At 37.1% G+C, this 14,311-nt stretch carries 14 protein-coding genes; 7 read left to right on the plus strand and 7 right to left on the minus strand.

Annotated elements, in window-relative coordinates; genetic code table 11:
- The first annotated feature begins 119 nt into the window (after positions 1-119).
- Positions 120-1,199 carry a tyrosine-type recombinase/integrase gene (locus DY109_RS07065; protein WP_023949158.1) on the plus strand — a complete coding sequence of 360 codons (1,080 nt, stop codon included), beginning with the start codon at positions 120-122 and terminating at the stop codon, positions 1,197-1,199.
- A gap of 509 nt (positions 1,200-1,708) precedes the next feature.
- On the opposite strand, the gene DY109_RS07070 is transcribed toward DY109_RS07065, so the two are convergent.
- Positions 1,709-2,017 (minus strand): hypothetical protein, encoded by a 309-nt coding sequence (locus DY109_RS07070; RefSeq protein WP_023947366.1) that lies wholly within the window; start codon positions 2,015-2,017, stop codon positions 1,709-1,711.
- A 129-nt stretch (positions 2,018-2,146) separates the two neighbouring features.
- Positions 2,147-2,473 (minus strand): hypothetical protein, encoded by a 327-nt coding sequence (locus tag DY109_RS07075; RefSeq protein ID WP_112058615.1) that lies wholly within the window; start codon positions 2,471-2,473, stop codon positions 2,147-2,149.
- Between the two features lie 474 nt (positions 2,474-2,947).
- Here DY109_RS07075 and sppA point away from each other — a divergent pair, with 474 nt between their 5' ends.
- The gene (gene sppA / locus DY109_RS07080; RefSeq protein ID WP_023949477.1) at positions 2,948-3,805 is read left to right on the plus strand and encodes a signal peptide peptidase SppA; all 858 of its coding nucleotides are present in this window, start codon (positions 2,948-2,950) and stop codon (positions 3,803-3,805) included.
- A gap of 53 nt (positions 3,806-3,858) precedes the next feature.
- Positions 3,859-4,689: a formyltetrahydrofolate deformylase gene (gene purU / locus DY109_RS07085; protein ID WP_023949475.1), complete on the plus strand. Its 831-nt coding sequence runs from the start codon at positions 3,859-3,861 to the stop codon at positions 4,687-4,689.
- Between the two features lie 447 nt (positions 4,690-5,136).
- Here purU and DY109_RS07090 read toward each other — a convergent pair whose 3' ends face one another.
- Positions 5,137-6,333, minus strand: coding sequence for a ComEC/Rec2 family competence protein (locus DY109_RS07090; RefSeq protein ID WP_158413037.1), 1,197 nt, complete (start codon positions 6,331-6,333; stop codon positions 5,137-5,139).
- On the opposite strand from DY109_RS07090, the gene DY109_RS11515 reads away from it, so the two are divergent.
- Positions 6,319-6,510 (plus strand): hypothetical protein, encoded by a 192-nt coding sequence (locus DY109_RS11515; RefSeq protein WP_146739926.1) that lies wholly within the window; start codon positions 6,319-6,321, stop codon positions 6,508-6,510. The two genes, DY109_RS07090 and DY109_RS11515, sit on opposite strands and share 15 nt — an antisense overlap.
- Here the strand turns inward: DY109_RS11515 and DY109_RS07095 are convergent.
- Positions 6,444-7,931, minus strand: a complete 1,488-nt coding sequence (locus DY109_RS07095) for a replicative DNA helicase (protein ID WP_023949468.1) — start codon at positions 7,929-7,931, stop codon at positions 6,444-6,446. The genes DY109_RS11515 and DY109_RS07095 overlap by 67 nt on opposite strands.
- Positions 7,932-7,977: 46 nt before the next feature.
- Positions 7,978-9,159: an MFS transporter gene (locus DY109_RS07100; protein ID WP_023949466.1), complete on the minus strand. Its 1,182-nt coding sequence runs from the start codon at positions 9,157-9,159 to the stop codon at positions 7,978-7,980.
- A 310-nt stretch (positions 9,160-9,469) separates the two neighbouring features.
- On the opposite strand from DY109_RS07100, the gene DY109_RS07105 reads away from it, so the two are divergent.
- The 3 genes from DY109_RS07105 (at position 9,470) to surE (ending at position 12,294) form a co-directional block, all read left to right on the plus strand.
- Positions 9,470-10,540: a DUF7488 domain-containing protein gene (locus tag DY109_RS07105; RefSeq protein ID WP_023949462.1), complete on the plus strand. Its 1,071-nt coding sequence runs from the start codon at positions 9,470-9,472 to the stop codon at positions 10,538-10,540.
- 66 nt (positions 10,541-10,606) lie between these two features.
- Positions 10,607-11,521 (plus strand): polyprenyl synthetase family protein, encoded by a 915-nt coding sequence (locus tag DY109_RS07110; RefSeq protein WP_081714936.1) that lies wholly within the window; start codon positions 10,607-10,609, stop codon positions 11,519-11,521.
- Positions 11,521-12,294 (plus strand): 5'/3'-nucleotidase SurE, encoded by a 774-nt coding sequence (gene surE / locus DY109_RS07115; protein ID WP_023949458.1) that lies wholly within the window; start codon positions 11,521-11,523, stop codon positions 12,292-12,294. Before DY109_RS07110 ends, surE begins: the two co-directional genes overlap by 1 nt.
- Before the next feature lie 297 nt (positions 12,295-12,591).
- Here the strand turns inward: surE and DY109_RS07120 are convergent, their stop codons facing one another.
- The gene (locus DY109_RS07120; protein WP_034550279.1) at positions 12,592-13,047 is read right to left on the minus strand and encodes a DUF411 domain-containing protein; all 456 of its coding nucleotides are present in this window, start codon (positions 13,045-13,047) and stop codon (positions 12,592-12,594) included.
- A 163-nt stretch (positions 13,048-13,210) separates the two neighbouring features.
- Positions 13,211-14,308 carry an outer membrane beta-barrel protein gene (locus DY109_RS07125; RefSeq protein ID WP_023949452.1) on the minus strand — a complete coding sequence of 366 codons (1,098 nt, stop codon included), beginning with the start codon at positions 14,306-14,308 and terminating at the stop codon, positions 13,211-13,213.
- Positions 14,309-14,311: the final 3 nt, after the last annotated feature.

Here is a 14,311-nt window from a genome sequence, read left to right on the forward strand (position 1 = left end):
ATAGAATAAAACCCCTTGATTATGGTTGAATAATTTTTGATGACTTTTTGGAGATGTCAGAGATGATAGTGTATAATGCACGATAAAGTGTATGAGAAAAAGTTAGGAGCAATCTTAAAATGACCTTTCCGCTAGAATCACGCGATAATGTCGAGAAAAATTATCTTTTTTGGTTGATTAAATTTTTTGCATTCAAAATGACTACACTCTCTAATCGCCATATCCACAACCCAGAATCACTCAATCAAAGCCTAATCCAAATCAAACAATCGCGCACTATGGAGGATATAAATTCCGCGCTCAAGCAAGCAAGAAATGTCGGTATGATAGGGATTAATACTTATGCTACACCGCTTTTAAAGCTTGGAGGCTATATCAAAACTTCACGACTTATTAGCCTTAAAGAAATTGATGAGGAGTTTTTGAGCGAATTTATCACTATCCACACTGCTAATCTCTCAAATGCTTCTAAGCGCAATTATCGTATCGCACTTATCGGGTTTTTTGGATTTATCGACAAAAACAATCGCAGTGAAAATGGAGAATCTTTTATTTTTAATATCCAGCTTAAATTTCTTTCAGGCACTCGTGGCAAAAGCGGGGTGAAACTGCCAACTTTCCTTAAAGAAAGCGAGCTTGAGCGGTTTTTGGGGGCGATAGATACAGCCCCGATGTCAAACCAGAATCAAGCGCGAGATAGGCTCATTGTCAAACTCATCGTTTATACGGGTATGCGGGTGAGTGAGGCGATCAATCTCACATATCCAAATATCATTCCAGAAAACGAAGTTTTTATGCTTAATATCCAAGGCAAAGGCGATAAATATCGAGTCGTGATGATAAAAAAATCTCACATTCAAAATCTACTTAATGAATGGCTCTCACACCGCAATACAATTTTGCATATACAAAATAATCTCTTGTTTTGCAATAAAAATGGCAAAGCGTTGAGTCAGCCTTATATCTATGGTATCGTAAAAAATATTTTGCGAAGTATTGGGATCAAAAAAGAAAAAATGGGCGCGCATATGTTGCGACACTCTTTTGCCACCCTACTCTATCAAAAACACAAAGATTTGGTGCTCGTGCAAGAGGCATTAGGACATGCCGATCTCAATACAAGTAGAATCTATACGCATTTTGATACAAGTAAGCTTATGAAGGCTGCAAACTTAATGGACGATTTGCAAGATAAATAAATTTAGGTTCTATAAATATCAAGGAAGGAATTGCTTAAACGCAATTACGCATAATTTGATTTGCCAGCTTAAAGGGAGGGGCAAAAAGCCCCTATACGCTTACCGCTTGTATTTTACTTTGATTTTAAACCCAAAGAGTCTAAAATTTTAGGTATAATCTAAGCGTTGGGCGTTTATGCGTTTGGCTTCGCATAATAGCCCCCTTTTTACTGGATTTGCCCCCTATCTTTCTGATTGGGGGTGATTAATTATAGCATAGATTCTCTGCGACTCCCTACTGCATTTACTTTCAGCCCATACTAACTGTTAAAGCTATATAAAAATTAAATCAAGATTAAAAATAATAAAAATTGCATTGATGAATATTTAACACAAGCTTTGGAGGAGATGATAAATAACCCCCTAGAATCTAAGGGGTGAGAAAAAGATTTAAATTGTGATTAATAAGCTTTAGAATTTATACGCACAAGAAAGCAAAATTGTATTGTGTGGAGTTACAGCAAGTGTGCCTATTTTATTAAATTAGAACCACCATTAAAATCTGTTGTTTTTATATCCATTGTTGAACTATTTCTATAAAATCTATACTGATAAGTCAAAAAGAATTGATGATGAATCTTATAAAAATAATGTAACCCAACACTATAAGTTGTCGCAAATTGTGTATAACCTGATGTAATCATATCTAGATTTGGGCTATTTGAATTCGTAGTTTTAACATTATCTGCCCCAAAAATACTTGTCAATTCAACTCCAAATCCAATATCACCACCAAAGGTATGATTCCCTCCATGAACTATATCAAGCAAATAGCTCAAATTAACTCCATGATTACAAAGCATGCACTGTTGAATCTATCTCCCGAACCATTGCCATACGCAATAAATGGAATCTTTGTATTATAGTTTGCATAGCCTATATTTGCTTTAAGTCTCAAACCTGAAAAACTATGAACACTTCCTTGATAATCGTGAAAATACCACTTGCCACCCAAAGTTAAGATTTACAGGAAAGGCTATGCTTGATTTTGATCCATAACCACCACTTCCAAAATCAAGCCAAAAACTATTATCCACAAATGCTAATCCCACTTCCGCACCGATAAAGCACCCTGTGAGCTGATATTTGCCTTTGCAAAACCCTAAGAATCCAGATTTAATGATTTTTTCATTTTCTTTTTGTTGTTTTCTAAGTGCTTTATTTTCATTTTCTAAGCTTTGAATTTGAGCATCAAGATTCTCATCATTTGTGTTTTGAGTCTGTGCGATACTCACTTAACTCATCGCACCCATAACGCATAATCCACAAAGTAAATGTTGTAACTTTTTCATTTTTTACTCCTAATTTTTGTTATTTTTTGTTTTATGATTTGTGTTGAAGCCAAATAAAACTCATTTATAACGTTTTTTTAGTTTTGTAAAAAAACGCATAAAATAGCGTGAAAAATTGCGATTTTGTGTAGAAATTACTCAATTTTTAGTCTTATTATGTTTTGCAAAATAAAATATTTAGATTCTAGAATCTAATTTACATAGATTCTAAATCCTCTCTTTTTTTGCATATTTCAGGGAGTTTGAAATTTTTAGCCTGCGATGAACGCTTAATATTCTATCTTGACTAAAAATTTCTACACAACCCTAAAATCTGCCTAAAATAGAGGATTTCTTTACGCTCTTTTTGTGTTTGCATAGAATCTAGTTTTGCTATAATGCAACTTTCATTTGCCCACTACTCAAAAAAGGATTCTGATGTTAAAGAAAATTTTTGCACCTATTGTGTGGATTTTAGATTTTATCACGAAGTATTTTAAAACTTTTGTGTTTTTGTTTATCGTGGCACTTATCGCAGTAAGCATAAGCGAGCCTATCCAAACTCCAAATCTTGCAAAAATCCAAATCAAAGGTATGATTTTAGATTCTGCCCCATTGCGCGCGCAAATCGAGAATCTCAAAAAATACCCCTCGATAAAAGGCGTGCTACTTGTGATTGACTCGCCCGGTGGCGCGCTTGGCGCGAGTGTGGAAATGGCTGATATGATTAGAGATCTCAACGCGCATATTCCGGTTGTAGCTCATGCTGAAGGCGTAATGGCGAGTGGTTCGTATTATGCGGGTGTGTATGCAAGCAAGGTTTATGCTAATCGAGGAAGTTTAGTTGGAAGTATTGGTGTGATTTTTAGCGGGTTTAATATCGAGGAATTGCTTGATAAAATCGGCTACAAATCGCGCGTCATCAAAGCTGGGCAATACAAAGAAGCTGGGGCGTATTATCGAGAATGGACGCCACAAGAGCACGCATATCTTCAGAATCTCATCAACGAAGAGTATCAAATGTTTGTCTCTGATATTGCAAAAGAGCGGAAGCTAGATATAAATAATGCAGATGCATTCGCACAGGGCAAGATTTTTAATGCTTCGCGCGCGCAAAAAATCGGACTCATAGATGAAGTTGGCTCAAGAGATGAAGCCATAGCTAAGCTTAAGGCACTTAGTGGCGTAACTCAAGAAGTATGGCTACAAAAAACAAAATTTGAGGATTATTTTGATGGAATGCTAGAGTCAAGTATGAGCTTGATTCTAGGGAAGTTTCATTTGGATTTGCGATAATGTGGGCTAGGATTGGGCGATAAACAATAATAAGCGATACAAGTGAAAATAACATGACATATACACTACTCATAAGCACTGATGATACAAAGGGTTTGGTCTATAACATCTCCTCAATCCTCTATCAACATGATCTCAACATCGAAAAAAACGATGAATTTGTGGATAAGGAGCATAATTCTTTCTTTATGCGCACAGAGATTGTCGGCACGCTTGATGAGGCAAAGCTTCTTTCACAAATCAAGCAAGCCCTTCCGCAAGGAGCGAAAGTAAAGCTCATCACAAAGCGCAAAAAATCACTTATCCTCCTTGCTACAAAAGAAAATCATTGTATCGGGGATTTGCTTTTGCGGTATGAAAATAACGAGCTTAACGCTGATATTAAAGCTGTAATTGCTAATAGAGAGAATCTAAAAACTCTTGTGGAACGATTTGGGATTCCTTTTTATTGGGTTGATTCTGATAATAAGCCAAAAGCGCAATATGAGCGCGAAATGATACAGATTATCGACTCATTTAAGCCTGATTTTTTGGCTTTGGCAAAATATATGCGTATCCTCTCGCCTGATTTTGTGCGGCATTATAAAGATATGATTATCAATATCCATCATAGTTTTTTGCCTGCTTTTGTCGGTGCAAATCCTTATAAACAAGCCTATGATAGAGGTGTGAAAATAATCGGAGCGACCGCGCATTTTGTAACACAAGATCTTGATGGCGGACCCATAATCGCTCAAGACATCACCCAAATCAATCACACATACAGCTGGCAAGATATGCAAAAAGCGGGAAGAAATATAGAAAAAAATGTATTTGCTTTGGCGCTTGATTTGGTGCTTAATGATAGGGTGTTTTTGAATGGGAATAAGACAATTATTTTTTAGATTCTAGAATCTCATTTGTATGGAATCCAAATTCTAACTTTTTGGTAAATTTTGCGGATTGCTTCGGCTCTCTTAATTAGCGACACACGCACAAGTGCGACCCACTCGTTCGCCTTGCAAAACCCCAAAATTTATTCAAAAAATCTGGAATTTCTTTACATTTTTTGTGTTTCCATAGAATCTACTAGAATCTGTCGTTTTTGTCATTACTTAAGCTTTCGCAGAAAGCGAAGAATCCAGAAAAATCGTTATTGCCAGCAGTTGTAAAACTGCGTGGCAATCCATACGATAAGTTTTAGATTCTCTTTTGCTTCGTCCTGTCATCCTCACAATGACAGATTAGGCTTGTCATTGTGAGCAAAATTGAAAATTTTGCGTGGCAATCTATAAAGAATCTACTTTTTGATTTTTATATTCTAGATTCTATGTAAAATGAGAATCTAGATTCTAAAAAACCTTGCAAAACCTCAAACACATAAACACATAAAACCCTACCGCGCACAAAAGCATCATAATATAGATTTTTTTAGAAAATATAGCCCCAAGCCCCAAAGCTACATAACCTATCGCTAAATACCATGGCAAATAAAAATCAATATTTGGAATCTCTAATCCTAGCACCATATCTAAAAACCGATCAAATAACCCACCAAAACCAATAATATGAAGCACAATAATAAGCGGAAAAAACACCACAAACGCCAAACTCACAAGAATGGAGATAAGCTGATATGGCGAAAAATACGGAAAGAAATAATGCACAATGGGCGTTATACTCAAAAATACAACAACATTAAAAAACATCCAATACATAGCCAAACTGCCTAGAGTGCTTTTTTTGTCGCGTTTGTAATGCGTAATAAAAAGAAAAATATAAAACACACCAAACATAGAAAGCACAAAACCAATGCTAAGTAAAACATTAGGAAAAAACGCTATACAAGTAAGCCCCACAAGAAGTAAAAGCCCAAAATTTATGATATTTAATCCGCTAAAATACAGCAAAAACCCAAAAGTAGCCATGATAAAAGCCCTCAAAAAAGAAGGCAAAAAATCCAAAAATACCAAATACAAAAACATCACACAAATAATCATAAACCCAACATCATACACTTCATTGCGATAGCTAAAATACCGCCTTTGAAAAAAGCGATATATCGGCGTAATAAGCACAAATAAAAACGAACTTAGCACTCCAAGATGAAAACCGCTAATAGCTAAAATATGCGCTAAGCCTAAAAGATTTGAAACATCGCGCCACTGCTTATCAAGCGTCTCACCAAAAAAAAGCGTCCGAAATAAGCTCGCATTTTGCGGGTTTTGGTGCTGGTTATTGATAAAATCTACATACCATAGATTTGATCTTTCTTGTGGCAATACAGAAAAAGTGAAATTAATAAAAAAGCAACTTCTTAAAAATTCAAAAAAAGAGCATTGTGCCTTGCCATAGATTCTGATGTGGCGGTTTTGAATGGGCTTGAGATCCTCTTTTGATGTGGTATAAAAAATATGCCCTTGGCTGGATTTGAGCTTAAGCACAAAGTAAGTTTTATTGTCTTTTGTTTTGGTGTATTGTAAGAGAATCTGCGCGGTGATTTCTCCGGGCTTATCCATTGGCAAGTGTTTGTATTGATAAAATTTCACACAAAGCATTATGACAAAGACAATCAACAAGCAAGCAAAAACTCCAAACCATTGCTTTTTGCCCTCGATAAAATTGATATGATATGGAGAAAATTTGGATTTTTGAGACATCAGAGCTGGACGATTTGTATCGTTGGCGAGTCAGCAGAATCTAGCTTTGTATTTGTCGGTGTGTAGTCTTTTTCATCATTTCTTATGCGCTCTTCAAAGCGCGTATAGGGCTTGTTAAACTGAATGCGGATTGTGCCTATTTCACCATTGCGGTTTTTGGCTACGATGATTTCTGCGGGCTCGATTTTGTTTCGTTTGTCTTGCTCATACATTTCTTTTTCGAGTTTTTTGGCTTCATTTTCTTTGCCATCTCTTTTGAGCTTGGCAATTTTGTCTTTATCAGCCCTTTTTCTGTATATATCATCTCGATACAAAAACAAAATCACATCAGCATCTTGCTCGATTGATCCAGATTCTCGCAAATCAGAAAGCATAGGTCGCTTATCATCGCGCGTCTCAACTACGCGATTAAGCTGTGAAAGGGCTATAATTGGGATATTAAGCTCTCTAGCAAGTGTTTTTAGTCCTCGTGAGATTTCTTGGATTACGCTATGTCGCTCTTTTCCTATCGCACCTTTTGATTCATTGCCACCGCTCATCAGCTGCAAATAATCAATCACTGCGATTTCTAAATTTGGATCTTGAGATTTGAGCTTTCGAAGTTTAGATCTAAGCTGCAAAATCGTAAGAGAGCTTCCATCATCAATATACAGAGGTTTTGTAGTCATTGTATCAGTTGCCACACTTAGCCTCTCCATTTGCACATCATCAAGTCGCCCGATACGCAAATCCTGCAATGGAATCGAGGTTGAGGCAGAAAGCATACGCAACATAAGGTGCGTTGAAGGCATTTCAAGGCTAAAAACAGCCACACCTTGATTTTTATTAAGGATTGTTTGGATCATATTCAAAAAAAACGCGGTTTTTCCCATTGAAGGACGCGCGCCGATGATGATAAGCTCACCTTTATTAAATCCAGTCGTCATTCTATCAAGATCTTCAAAGCCTGTTGCAAGCCCTGTGAGGATATTATTGCCTCTTTCTTTGAGGATTTTTATGTTTTCAAGTGTGAGCTCTATGATCTCGCGACTTGTGAGAAAATCGGTTTGGGTGCTTTTTGTCGAAGAGATTTCAAAGACTTTTTGCTCGATTTCATCAAGTATGCTCTCGCTTGTGAGTGTCGTATCAAATGATTTTTCTCTCATCATATTGGCAAGTTTTGCTAGCTCTCGCTTGATTGAGGCGTTTTTTATCTCTTTGATAAAGGCTTCTATATTGGCTATCGGGCTTACGGATAGAATCTGTGTGAATTCCTCTTGAGAGACTGATCTTTTGCCTACTAGCCTGCTAGCAATAAAATCAGGCGTGATTGGAAGATTTTGGGTATGAAGCTCTTTGCAAATATCAAAAATATGTCGATGCGCAGGATACAAAAAATCACCCACTTGAAGCTGATCGCTTATATCATCAAATCCGCTTGGATCAAATATAATCGATGAAATGACGCTTTTTTCCATATTTGCGATGTAGGTATTGAAATCTTCCATAATGTATCCTTATGTATCCTTGATAATCCTTAAATAAAAGTAGAATCTAAACATAAAAGCTTTTAATAGCAAATAAAATACCAAGCAAATAAATAAAAATCGCAAAAAACAAAAACAGACTAAATAGCCCAAAATGCTGCACGATAGGCTGTGTAAGCAAAGGAGAGGAAAAATGCCCCAAAAACACAAATGAGCTTAACCCACCAAGTGCCCTTGCTCGGATAGAATCTTTGGCGATTGAGAGCAAAAAGGAGCTGTTATTAACAATCATAAGCCCACACCCTGCTCCCAAAAACATAAGCCCAATAATCACAGCAATATATGAATGAAACACATAAATAATCAAAAAGCAGCTTGCCATACTTATAAGTGCGAAAGTGTAGATTCTGTAAATATTAAAGCGATTGCGTAATCGCTGATAAAAAAGCGATGCTGTGCCATAGGCAATAGAAGAGGCAGTCATAGAAAATCCGATAATCTTTGGATCTTGATGAAGATAATCAGTGATAAAAAACGGAATCTGCGTTGGTGAAATATAATAAGTAACCATTGTCCCAAATGCAAGCAAATAAATAGGCAAAAACAAAAAAAATGAAAAATGCGATTGCGATGAAGTCTGCGCTGCAACCTTAAATCGCGCTTCAATGCGTGGCTCAAAGAGATAAAAATACGCAAAAATAAACACTAAAAATCCAAGTAAATACACAAAAAAAGGAAATCGCCAATCAAAACTTGAGAGATACCCGCCAAGACTGACAAAAATAGCACTTCCGCACGCTGTGCCAAAGCCTTGCTTGCCTAATGCCCTCTGTCGCTCTACCCCGCTATAATAATCACCCACAAGTGCGCTCGCACATACCATAACAAACGCTGTGGCAATGCCAAAAATCGCCCTTGAAATGAGGATATGATACACATTATCAAGCCAGAATCCAATCGCTCCTGCTACACTCCAAAATACCATCGAAGGAAATAAAAATTTGAGTTTGCCATATTTATCCGCTAAGATTCCAGCTATCGGCGAAAAAAGCACGACAAAAAGTGCGGGAGTTGTAAGGATTAGAGGTATAAGTATATCAATATGTGCAATGCCTAAAAAATGAGCTTTCATCGCCGGTAATGACGGAGAAATCACCACACTTCCTAAAACCGTCATTGAGGTTGTCGAAAAAAGCGCGAGTTGGAAGATTGGATTTGTTGTGTTATATCGTGATTTTGTATCGCTCATTGTGCCTCCTTTGGCGGACTTTTGCTATCTCTTTGAGGTGAAAGATGATAGAATGAAGCAAAGTTTATACGATAAACATAATCCTAATATCCTAAATTTATTTACACCCTATATCACAAAATAAATTGCAAAATAAATCACAAAAACAAAATATTGTAGCAAATCCAACTTTAAAGAATGCATGAGAACTAAAGAATGAATTATTTATAATTTTGTTATAATACAAACTTTTATAAGGCTTGCAGAACTTTATAATCACAGAATCTAAATTTGCGTAAAATCTAAATTATGATAGAGGAATTGGCATTTAATGATACATATAAAAAAACGCTTTTTACACAGCTTTTTACACAAAGGATTTATCGCATTAAGTGTGTTTTGTGCTTGCAGTGTGCTTGTATCTGCTATGGATTTTTCGCATTGCAAATCCTACTACAAACAAGCGACAACCTCGATAGATTCTGCCCTACTCTATGCAATCAAATACCAAAACAATCAGTATCTCATCGCGTTTTCAAAAACCCCGCTCACCTCGCCATATATCATCAAAAAAGATCCATTTCTTGGGCTTTATTTATTTAAAGGAAGCACACCGCTCTCTTATACGCTCAAGCCTCTTGATAATTTTTCAAGGACAACACAACTTGCTGCAATCAATCAAACCCAAATCACCACAGGTAAGGTATTGAACTTTGAACGCGGGATTTTTGATCTTGGGAAGTTTTCAAGCACCCTACCCCAAAATAGCGTCATCAGCAATATTTGCTATCAAATTTATGGAATCGCGATAGATTCTCATACATTCATACCCAAAAACCTTATCGATAGATTTTTGTCTCAAAAAGGCGGTAAATATGGAGATATAGGCATTAGAACCACAGAAGACAAAAAAGGATTTGTCATTGTCAAGCAAGTGGATTTGTTTTTTGATAAAAATCCATTTTTACCTGAGGATAGGATTCTAGAAATCAATCAAAAGCCTATCAAATCGCTTGTGGATTTTGAATGGAGTGTGGCAAATCTTGAAATCGGAAGCACAAGCCATATCACCATATCGCGCGGAGGCAAAAAACAAACCTTCCACATCAAAGTCGATAGACGATATGGTGGCGGACTCATCACAGATAGTTTTTTGGAACGTTTTGGGGTGGTGATAGATTCTGATATGGTGATAAAAAAAATACCAAAACCTCTGCCATTTGCACTCTCTCAACTTAGTGTCGGCGATAAGCTGATTTGGATTAATAAAACCCCTATCCAAAAAGATTTAGGTTTTTGGCATTTGCGCGAGCTTTTGTCAAAAGCAGGACTTAAAGGCGAGGCTGAATTGCTTGTGCTTCATCAAGGCGTTGAGATTTTTATCCATTCCAAACTTAAATAAAAATGCTTGCAAGACAATCCAAAAATCGCACAAAAACCACACAAAAATCATAAAGGAGGAAGCGCTATGGCAAAAGAATCTAACATAATAGAATCTCAAGGCATAGAATCTACACTAGAATCTTACTTGAAAGCTTGCAAGGATTTTGAGGATTTTTTGCAGCATTATAAGCCAGAGATTGACGGATTCCACCCGCATTTCAAAAAGGCATTTTGGGAAATGCTTGAAAATGGTGGCAAGAGATTCCGCCCAAATCTTTTGTTCGCCGTAGTAGAAGCGCATAATCCTCTGCTTATACCAAATGCGTTTTTGCCAAGTTTGGCACTTGAATGCCTGCATACATACTCACTGATACATGATGACTTGCCTTGTATGGATAATGCCACTTTAAGGCGCGCTCACCCTACTTTGCATACGACTTATGGCGAAACTACGGCTGTTTTGGTCGGCGATGGGCTCAATACTTTTGCGTTTTATCTTTTATCAGAATCTAAGCTCGCTGCTTACACAAAAGTCGCCCTCATCAAAGAGCTTGCCTTAAATGGTGGCATTGGCGGTATGATAATCGGACAAGCTATGGATTGCTTTTTTGAGAATCAAAAACTTGATAGGGAAAAACTCCAAACAATCCACACCAACAAAACCGCAAAACTCATCGCCACAAGCCTAAAAATGGGTGGAATCATCATTGATGCTTCACAAAGCTATATAGATTCACTTGAGCGATTTGGCTTAGAGCTTGGATTGTTTTTTCAGATACGAGATGATGTGATTGATGTGGTTTTGGATTCTGCAAAAGCAGGAAAGACAACCCAAAACGATAGCGCAAAAAATAGCTATGTCAATCTTTTGGGACTTAATGAGGCAAAAGAATTGCTTGCAACTTACAGACAATCATTACTTAGTCAGATTCAGGGCTTTTCACCAAAGCTAGCGCGCAATCTTGAGTATGTATTGAGAGATTTTTTTGAGGAGATATGATGAAAAATATTTTATTGACAAATGATGATGGGTTTGACTCCAAAGGACTTTTGGCACTCAAAGATGCACTATCACCGCTAGGACGGGTTTTGGTTGTCGCTCCTGCGAGTGAAAAATCTGCTTGCGGGCATGGATTAAGCATTACAAAGCCATTGCGGTTTGTGCGTATCGATGATGATTTTTATAAGCTTGATGATGGCACGCCAACAGATTGCGTGTATCTTGCTTTAAATGCGATGTATAAAGAGGGCAAACGACCAGATTTGATTGTCTCTGGCATTAATATAGGCTCAAATATGGGCGAAGATGTAACCTACTCCGGAACCGTCGCTGGAGCTATGGAGGGTGCTATTGCTGGGATTTCAAGCATTGCGATCTCACAACTTGTCTCGGATAAAAATCTCGCCCAAAGCAATGACTTCACATTGGCAAAAAAAGTGATCGCTGATTTGGCAAGTAAGATTCTAGAATGCAACCCGCTTCCACCGCGTAGATTTTTGAATGTCAATATTCCAAACACAACGACTTTCAAGGGCTACAAAACCACAGAATTAGGCATTAGATTATATGGCAATGACGCAAAGCTAAGTCGCAATCCGCGAGGCGAAGAGTATTATTGGCTTGGGGTGCATCCGCTTGAATGGGAAGAAAGAAGTCGTAAGATTCTCTCAGATTTCAACGCCACAAAGCAAGGCTATGTCTCAATCACCCCTCTAAGCATAAATCTAACAAGCTATGATGATTTAGATAATGTTGCAAAGTGGCTAGGATAGAAGAATTAGAGATAGAAATACAAGTTAGATTATAGATTCTATTTTCCATGAGAGCTAAATTCTCTCTTTTTTGTATATTTCAGGGAGTTTGAAATTTTTAGCCTGCAAACCTACAATGAACGCTTAATGTTACACTTTTTTGTGTTTTTGCTTGTCTAAAAATTTCTACACAACCCTGACTAAATCTGCCTAAAAATAGAAGATTTCTTTACGCTCTTTTTGTGTCTGCATAGATTCTAGATTCTAAAATAGATTCTGCTAGATCTTCGCTTAAGAATAACGATAAAAAGATAGAATCTAATTTTTTTGCACGAGATTTTCGCCTTTGAAATATCCATAAACTTCAGCACTTCCGTCTTTTTTGAGGATTAGCACGGGGTATGTTTCTTCATATCCTTGCTCCATACCCGGACTTCCTTGAGGCATCATAGGTGCAGAAACGCCGATAACATCTTTTGGCTTATTTTGCACAAGCCACGCGACAACACTACTTGGCACATGCCCTTCTATCGCATAGCCTTGTATGAGAGCTGTATGGCAACTTTGATATTCAGGCTTTATGCCGAGTTTGTCTTTGATTGTGTAAAAATCGTTGCTTTCGTGTATTTCAAGCGTGTAGCCATTTTTTTGCATATATTTTGCCCATAATTTACAACAGCCACAAGTTGGGCTTTCATAAAGCTTTATCAGTGTATCATTAGCATACAATCCAAGTGTCGCCACAACTAAAGCACTAAAAATTTTTTTCATCATTTTACCTTTTTGTAAGATTATCCGCTTTTGGCGCGATTAGTGTAACGCGCGTAACTCACGATTGAATTGATATAGCGCGTGAGTTGTTAATTTATCCAAAACACAAACCAAATCCAAATCACCAACGCAATAACGCGAGACATTATGATGCAAAGTTAAAAACCTAAAATAAATGCACATAACTTACAATCAAAATCGGTGTGCGCGTAAAGGTAATATCTTTTGATACCAATGCCTGCTGACTAACTACATTGCCATTGTTATCTTTAATCGCATAGCTCGCTGGCTTTTCTATGCCTAAGCGCAATTCTGAAGGTAATCCTATATAATTCATCGGTATCTTTGCGCCAATCTCAATTTTATCGCGCTCCAAAAAAGTGATATTAAAGCCAAGATTAAATCCATAATCTACTTGAAGCTGGTATTTCCATAGCACATCTTCGCTTGAGTATTGCTGCTTGTCAGATTTCATAAATTGCTTGATATTACCACTTGTATCGGGAGAATCAAAAAGTAGCATAACGCCAATATTAAGCCCTATATATGTGCCAATGGTAAATTTTTTCCAGAATCTTTGCTGTGTAAAGAGGCGAAATGGAAGATCAAAGAGCAAATCAGCATTCATTCCGCCCAAAATATAAAAAAGCTCGCCGACTTTTGTGCCATTGATTTTTTCACTTCCTGCGCTTATGAGCCCATCGCCATAAATGCGACTTCCAAAGTATGGATTAAAAAAGCTCTGATAGCCAAATCCTCCGCCAAAGCTTATGAGATTTGATTGGATATTGAGCGGATTAGCAAATGAGGAGTTAAAAAGTCCTGTAATCTGACAACCACTTTTATCAGTATCTGTGCAGATACTATTTCCGTCATTTGCTGGGACATTATTTGCGCGATTGTATGTTCCATCAGCATAAGAGTTTTGGATACTTCCAAATCCAAGCATAACACTTCCAAAAGCTCCCTTTTTTCTATCTGCATAGCTATAATACTTGCTTAATTGTTGTTTTTTCTCTTTGTCTGCGTTTTTGAAGCGGTATTCGATATAGTCAGATTTTGGGTATAGGAGTATTGGATCTAAGCCATTTTTTCTAAGCAGTTCTTGGTATTGCTGGATTTGTCTATCAATTTCACTTATATTATCTTGATTATATTCTTGATTTTGGGTGTATTCTTGTGTGTCTTGCATATCTTGCGTGCTAGAAGTTTGGTTGGCAGACAAAAGTCCAAATACGCACAATATATTGAGATATTTTTTCATACA

Origin of the sequence: Helicobacter fennelliae (assembly GCF_900451005.1) — a bacterium.
GTDB classification, from domain to species: Bacteria; Campylobacterota; Campylobacteria; order Campylobacterales; family Helicobacteraceae; genus Helicobacter_B; species Helicobacter_B fennelliae.

Bases quoted from the DNA above. Each gene is read 5' to 3' on its own strand.
- surE (WP_023949458.1), top strand. From the start codon at position 11,521: ATGAAAAATATTTTATTGACAAATGATGATGGGTTTGACTCCAAAGGA.
- DY109_RS07120 (WP_034550279.1), bottom strand. From the start codon at position 13,047: ATGATGAAAAAAATTTTTAGTGCTTTAGTTGTGGCGACACTTGGATTG.
- DY109_RS07095 (WP_023949468.1), bottom strand. From the start codon at position 7,931: ATGGAAGATTTCAATACCTACATCGCAAATATGGAAAAAAGCGTCATT.
- DY109_RS07110 (WP_081714936.1), top strand. From the start codon at position 10,607: ATGGCAAAAGAATCTAACATAATAGAATCTCAAGGCATAGAATCTACA.
- DY109_RS07100 (WP_023949466.1), bottom strand. From the start codon at position 9,159: ATGAGCGATACAAAATCACGATATAACACAACAAATCCAATCTTCCAA.
- DY109_RS07065 (WP_023949158.1), top strand. From the start codon at position 120: ATGACCTTTCCGCTAGAATCACGCGATAATGTCGAGAAAAATTATCTT.
- sppA (WP_023949477.1), top strand. From the start codon at position 2,948: ATGTTAAAGAAAATTTTTGCACCTATTGTGTGGATTTTAGATTTTATC.
- DY109_RS07105 (WP_023949462.1), top strand. From the start codon at position 9,470: ATGATACATATAAAAAAACGCTTTTTACACAGCTTTTTACACAAAGGA.
- purU (WP_023949475.1), top strand. From the start codon at position 3,859: ATGACATATACACTACTCATAAGCACTGATGATACAAAGGGTTTGGTC.
- DY109_RS07125 (WP_023949452.1), bottom strand. From the start codon at position 14,308: ATGAAAAAATATCTCAATATATTGTGCGTATTTGGACTTTTGTCTGCC.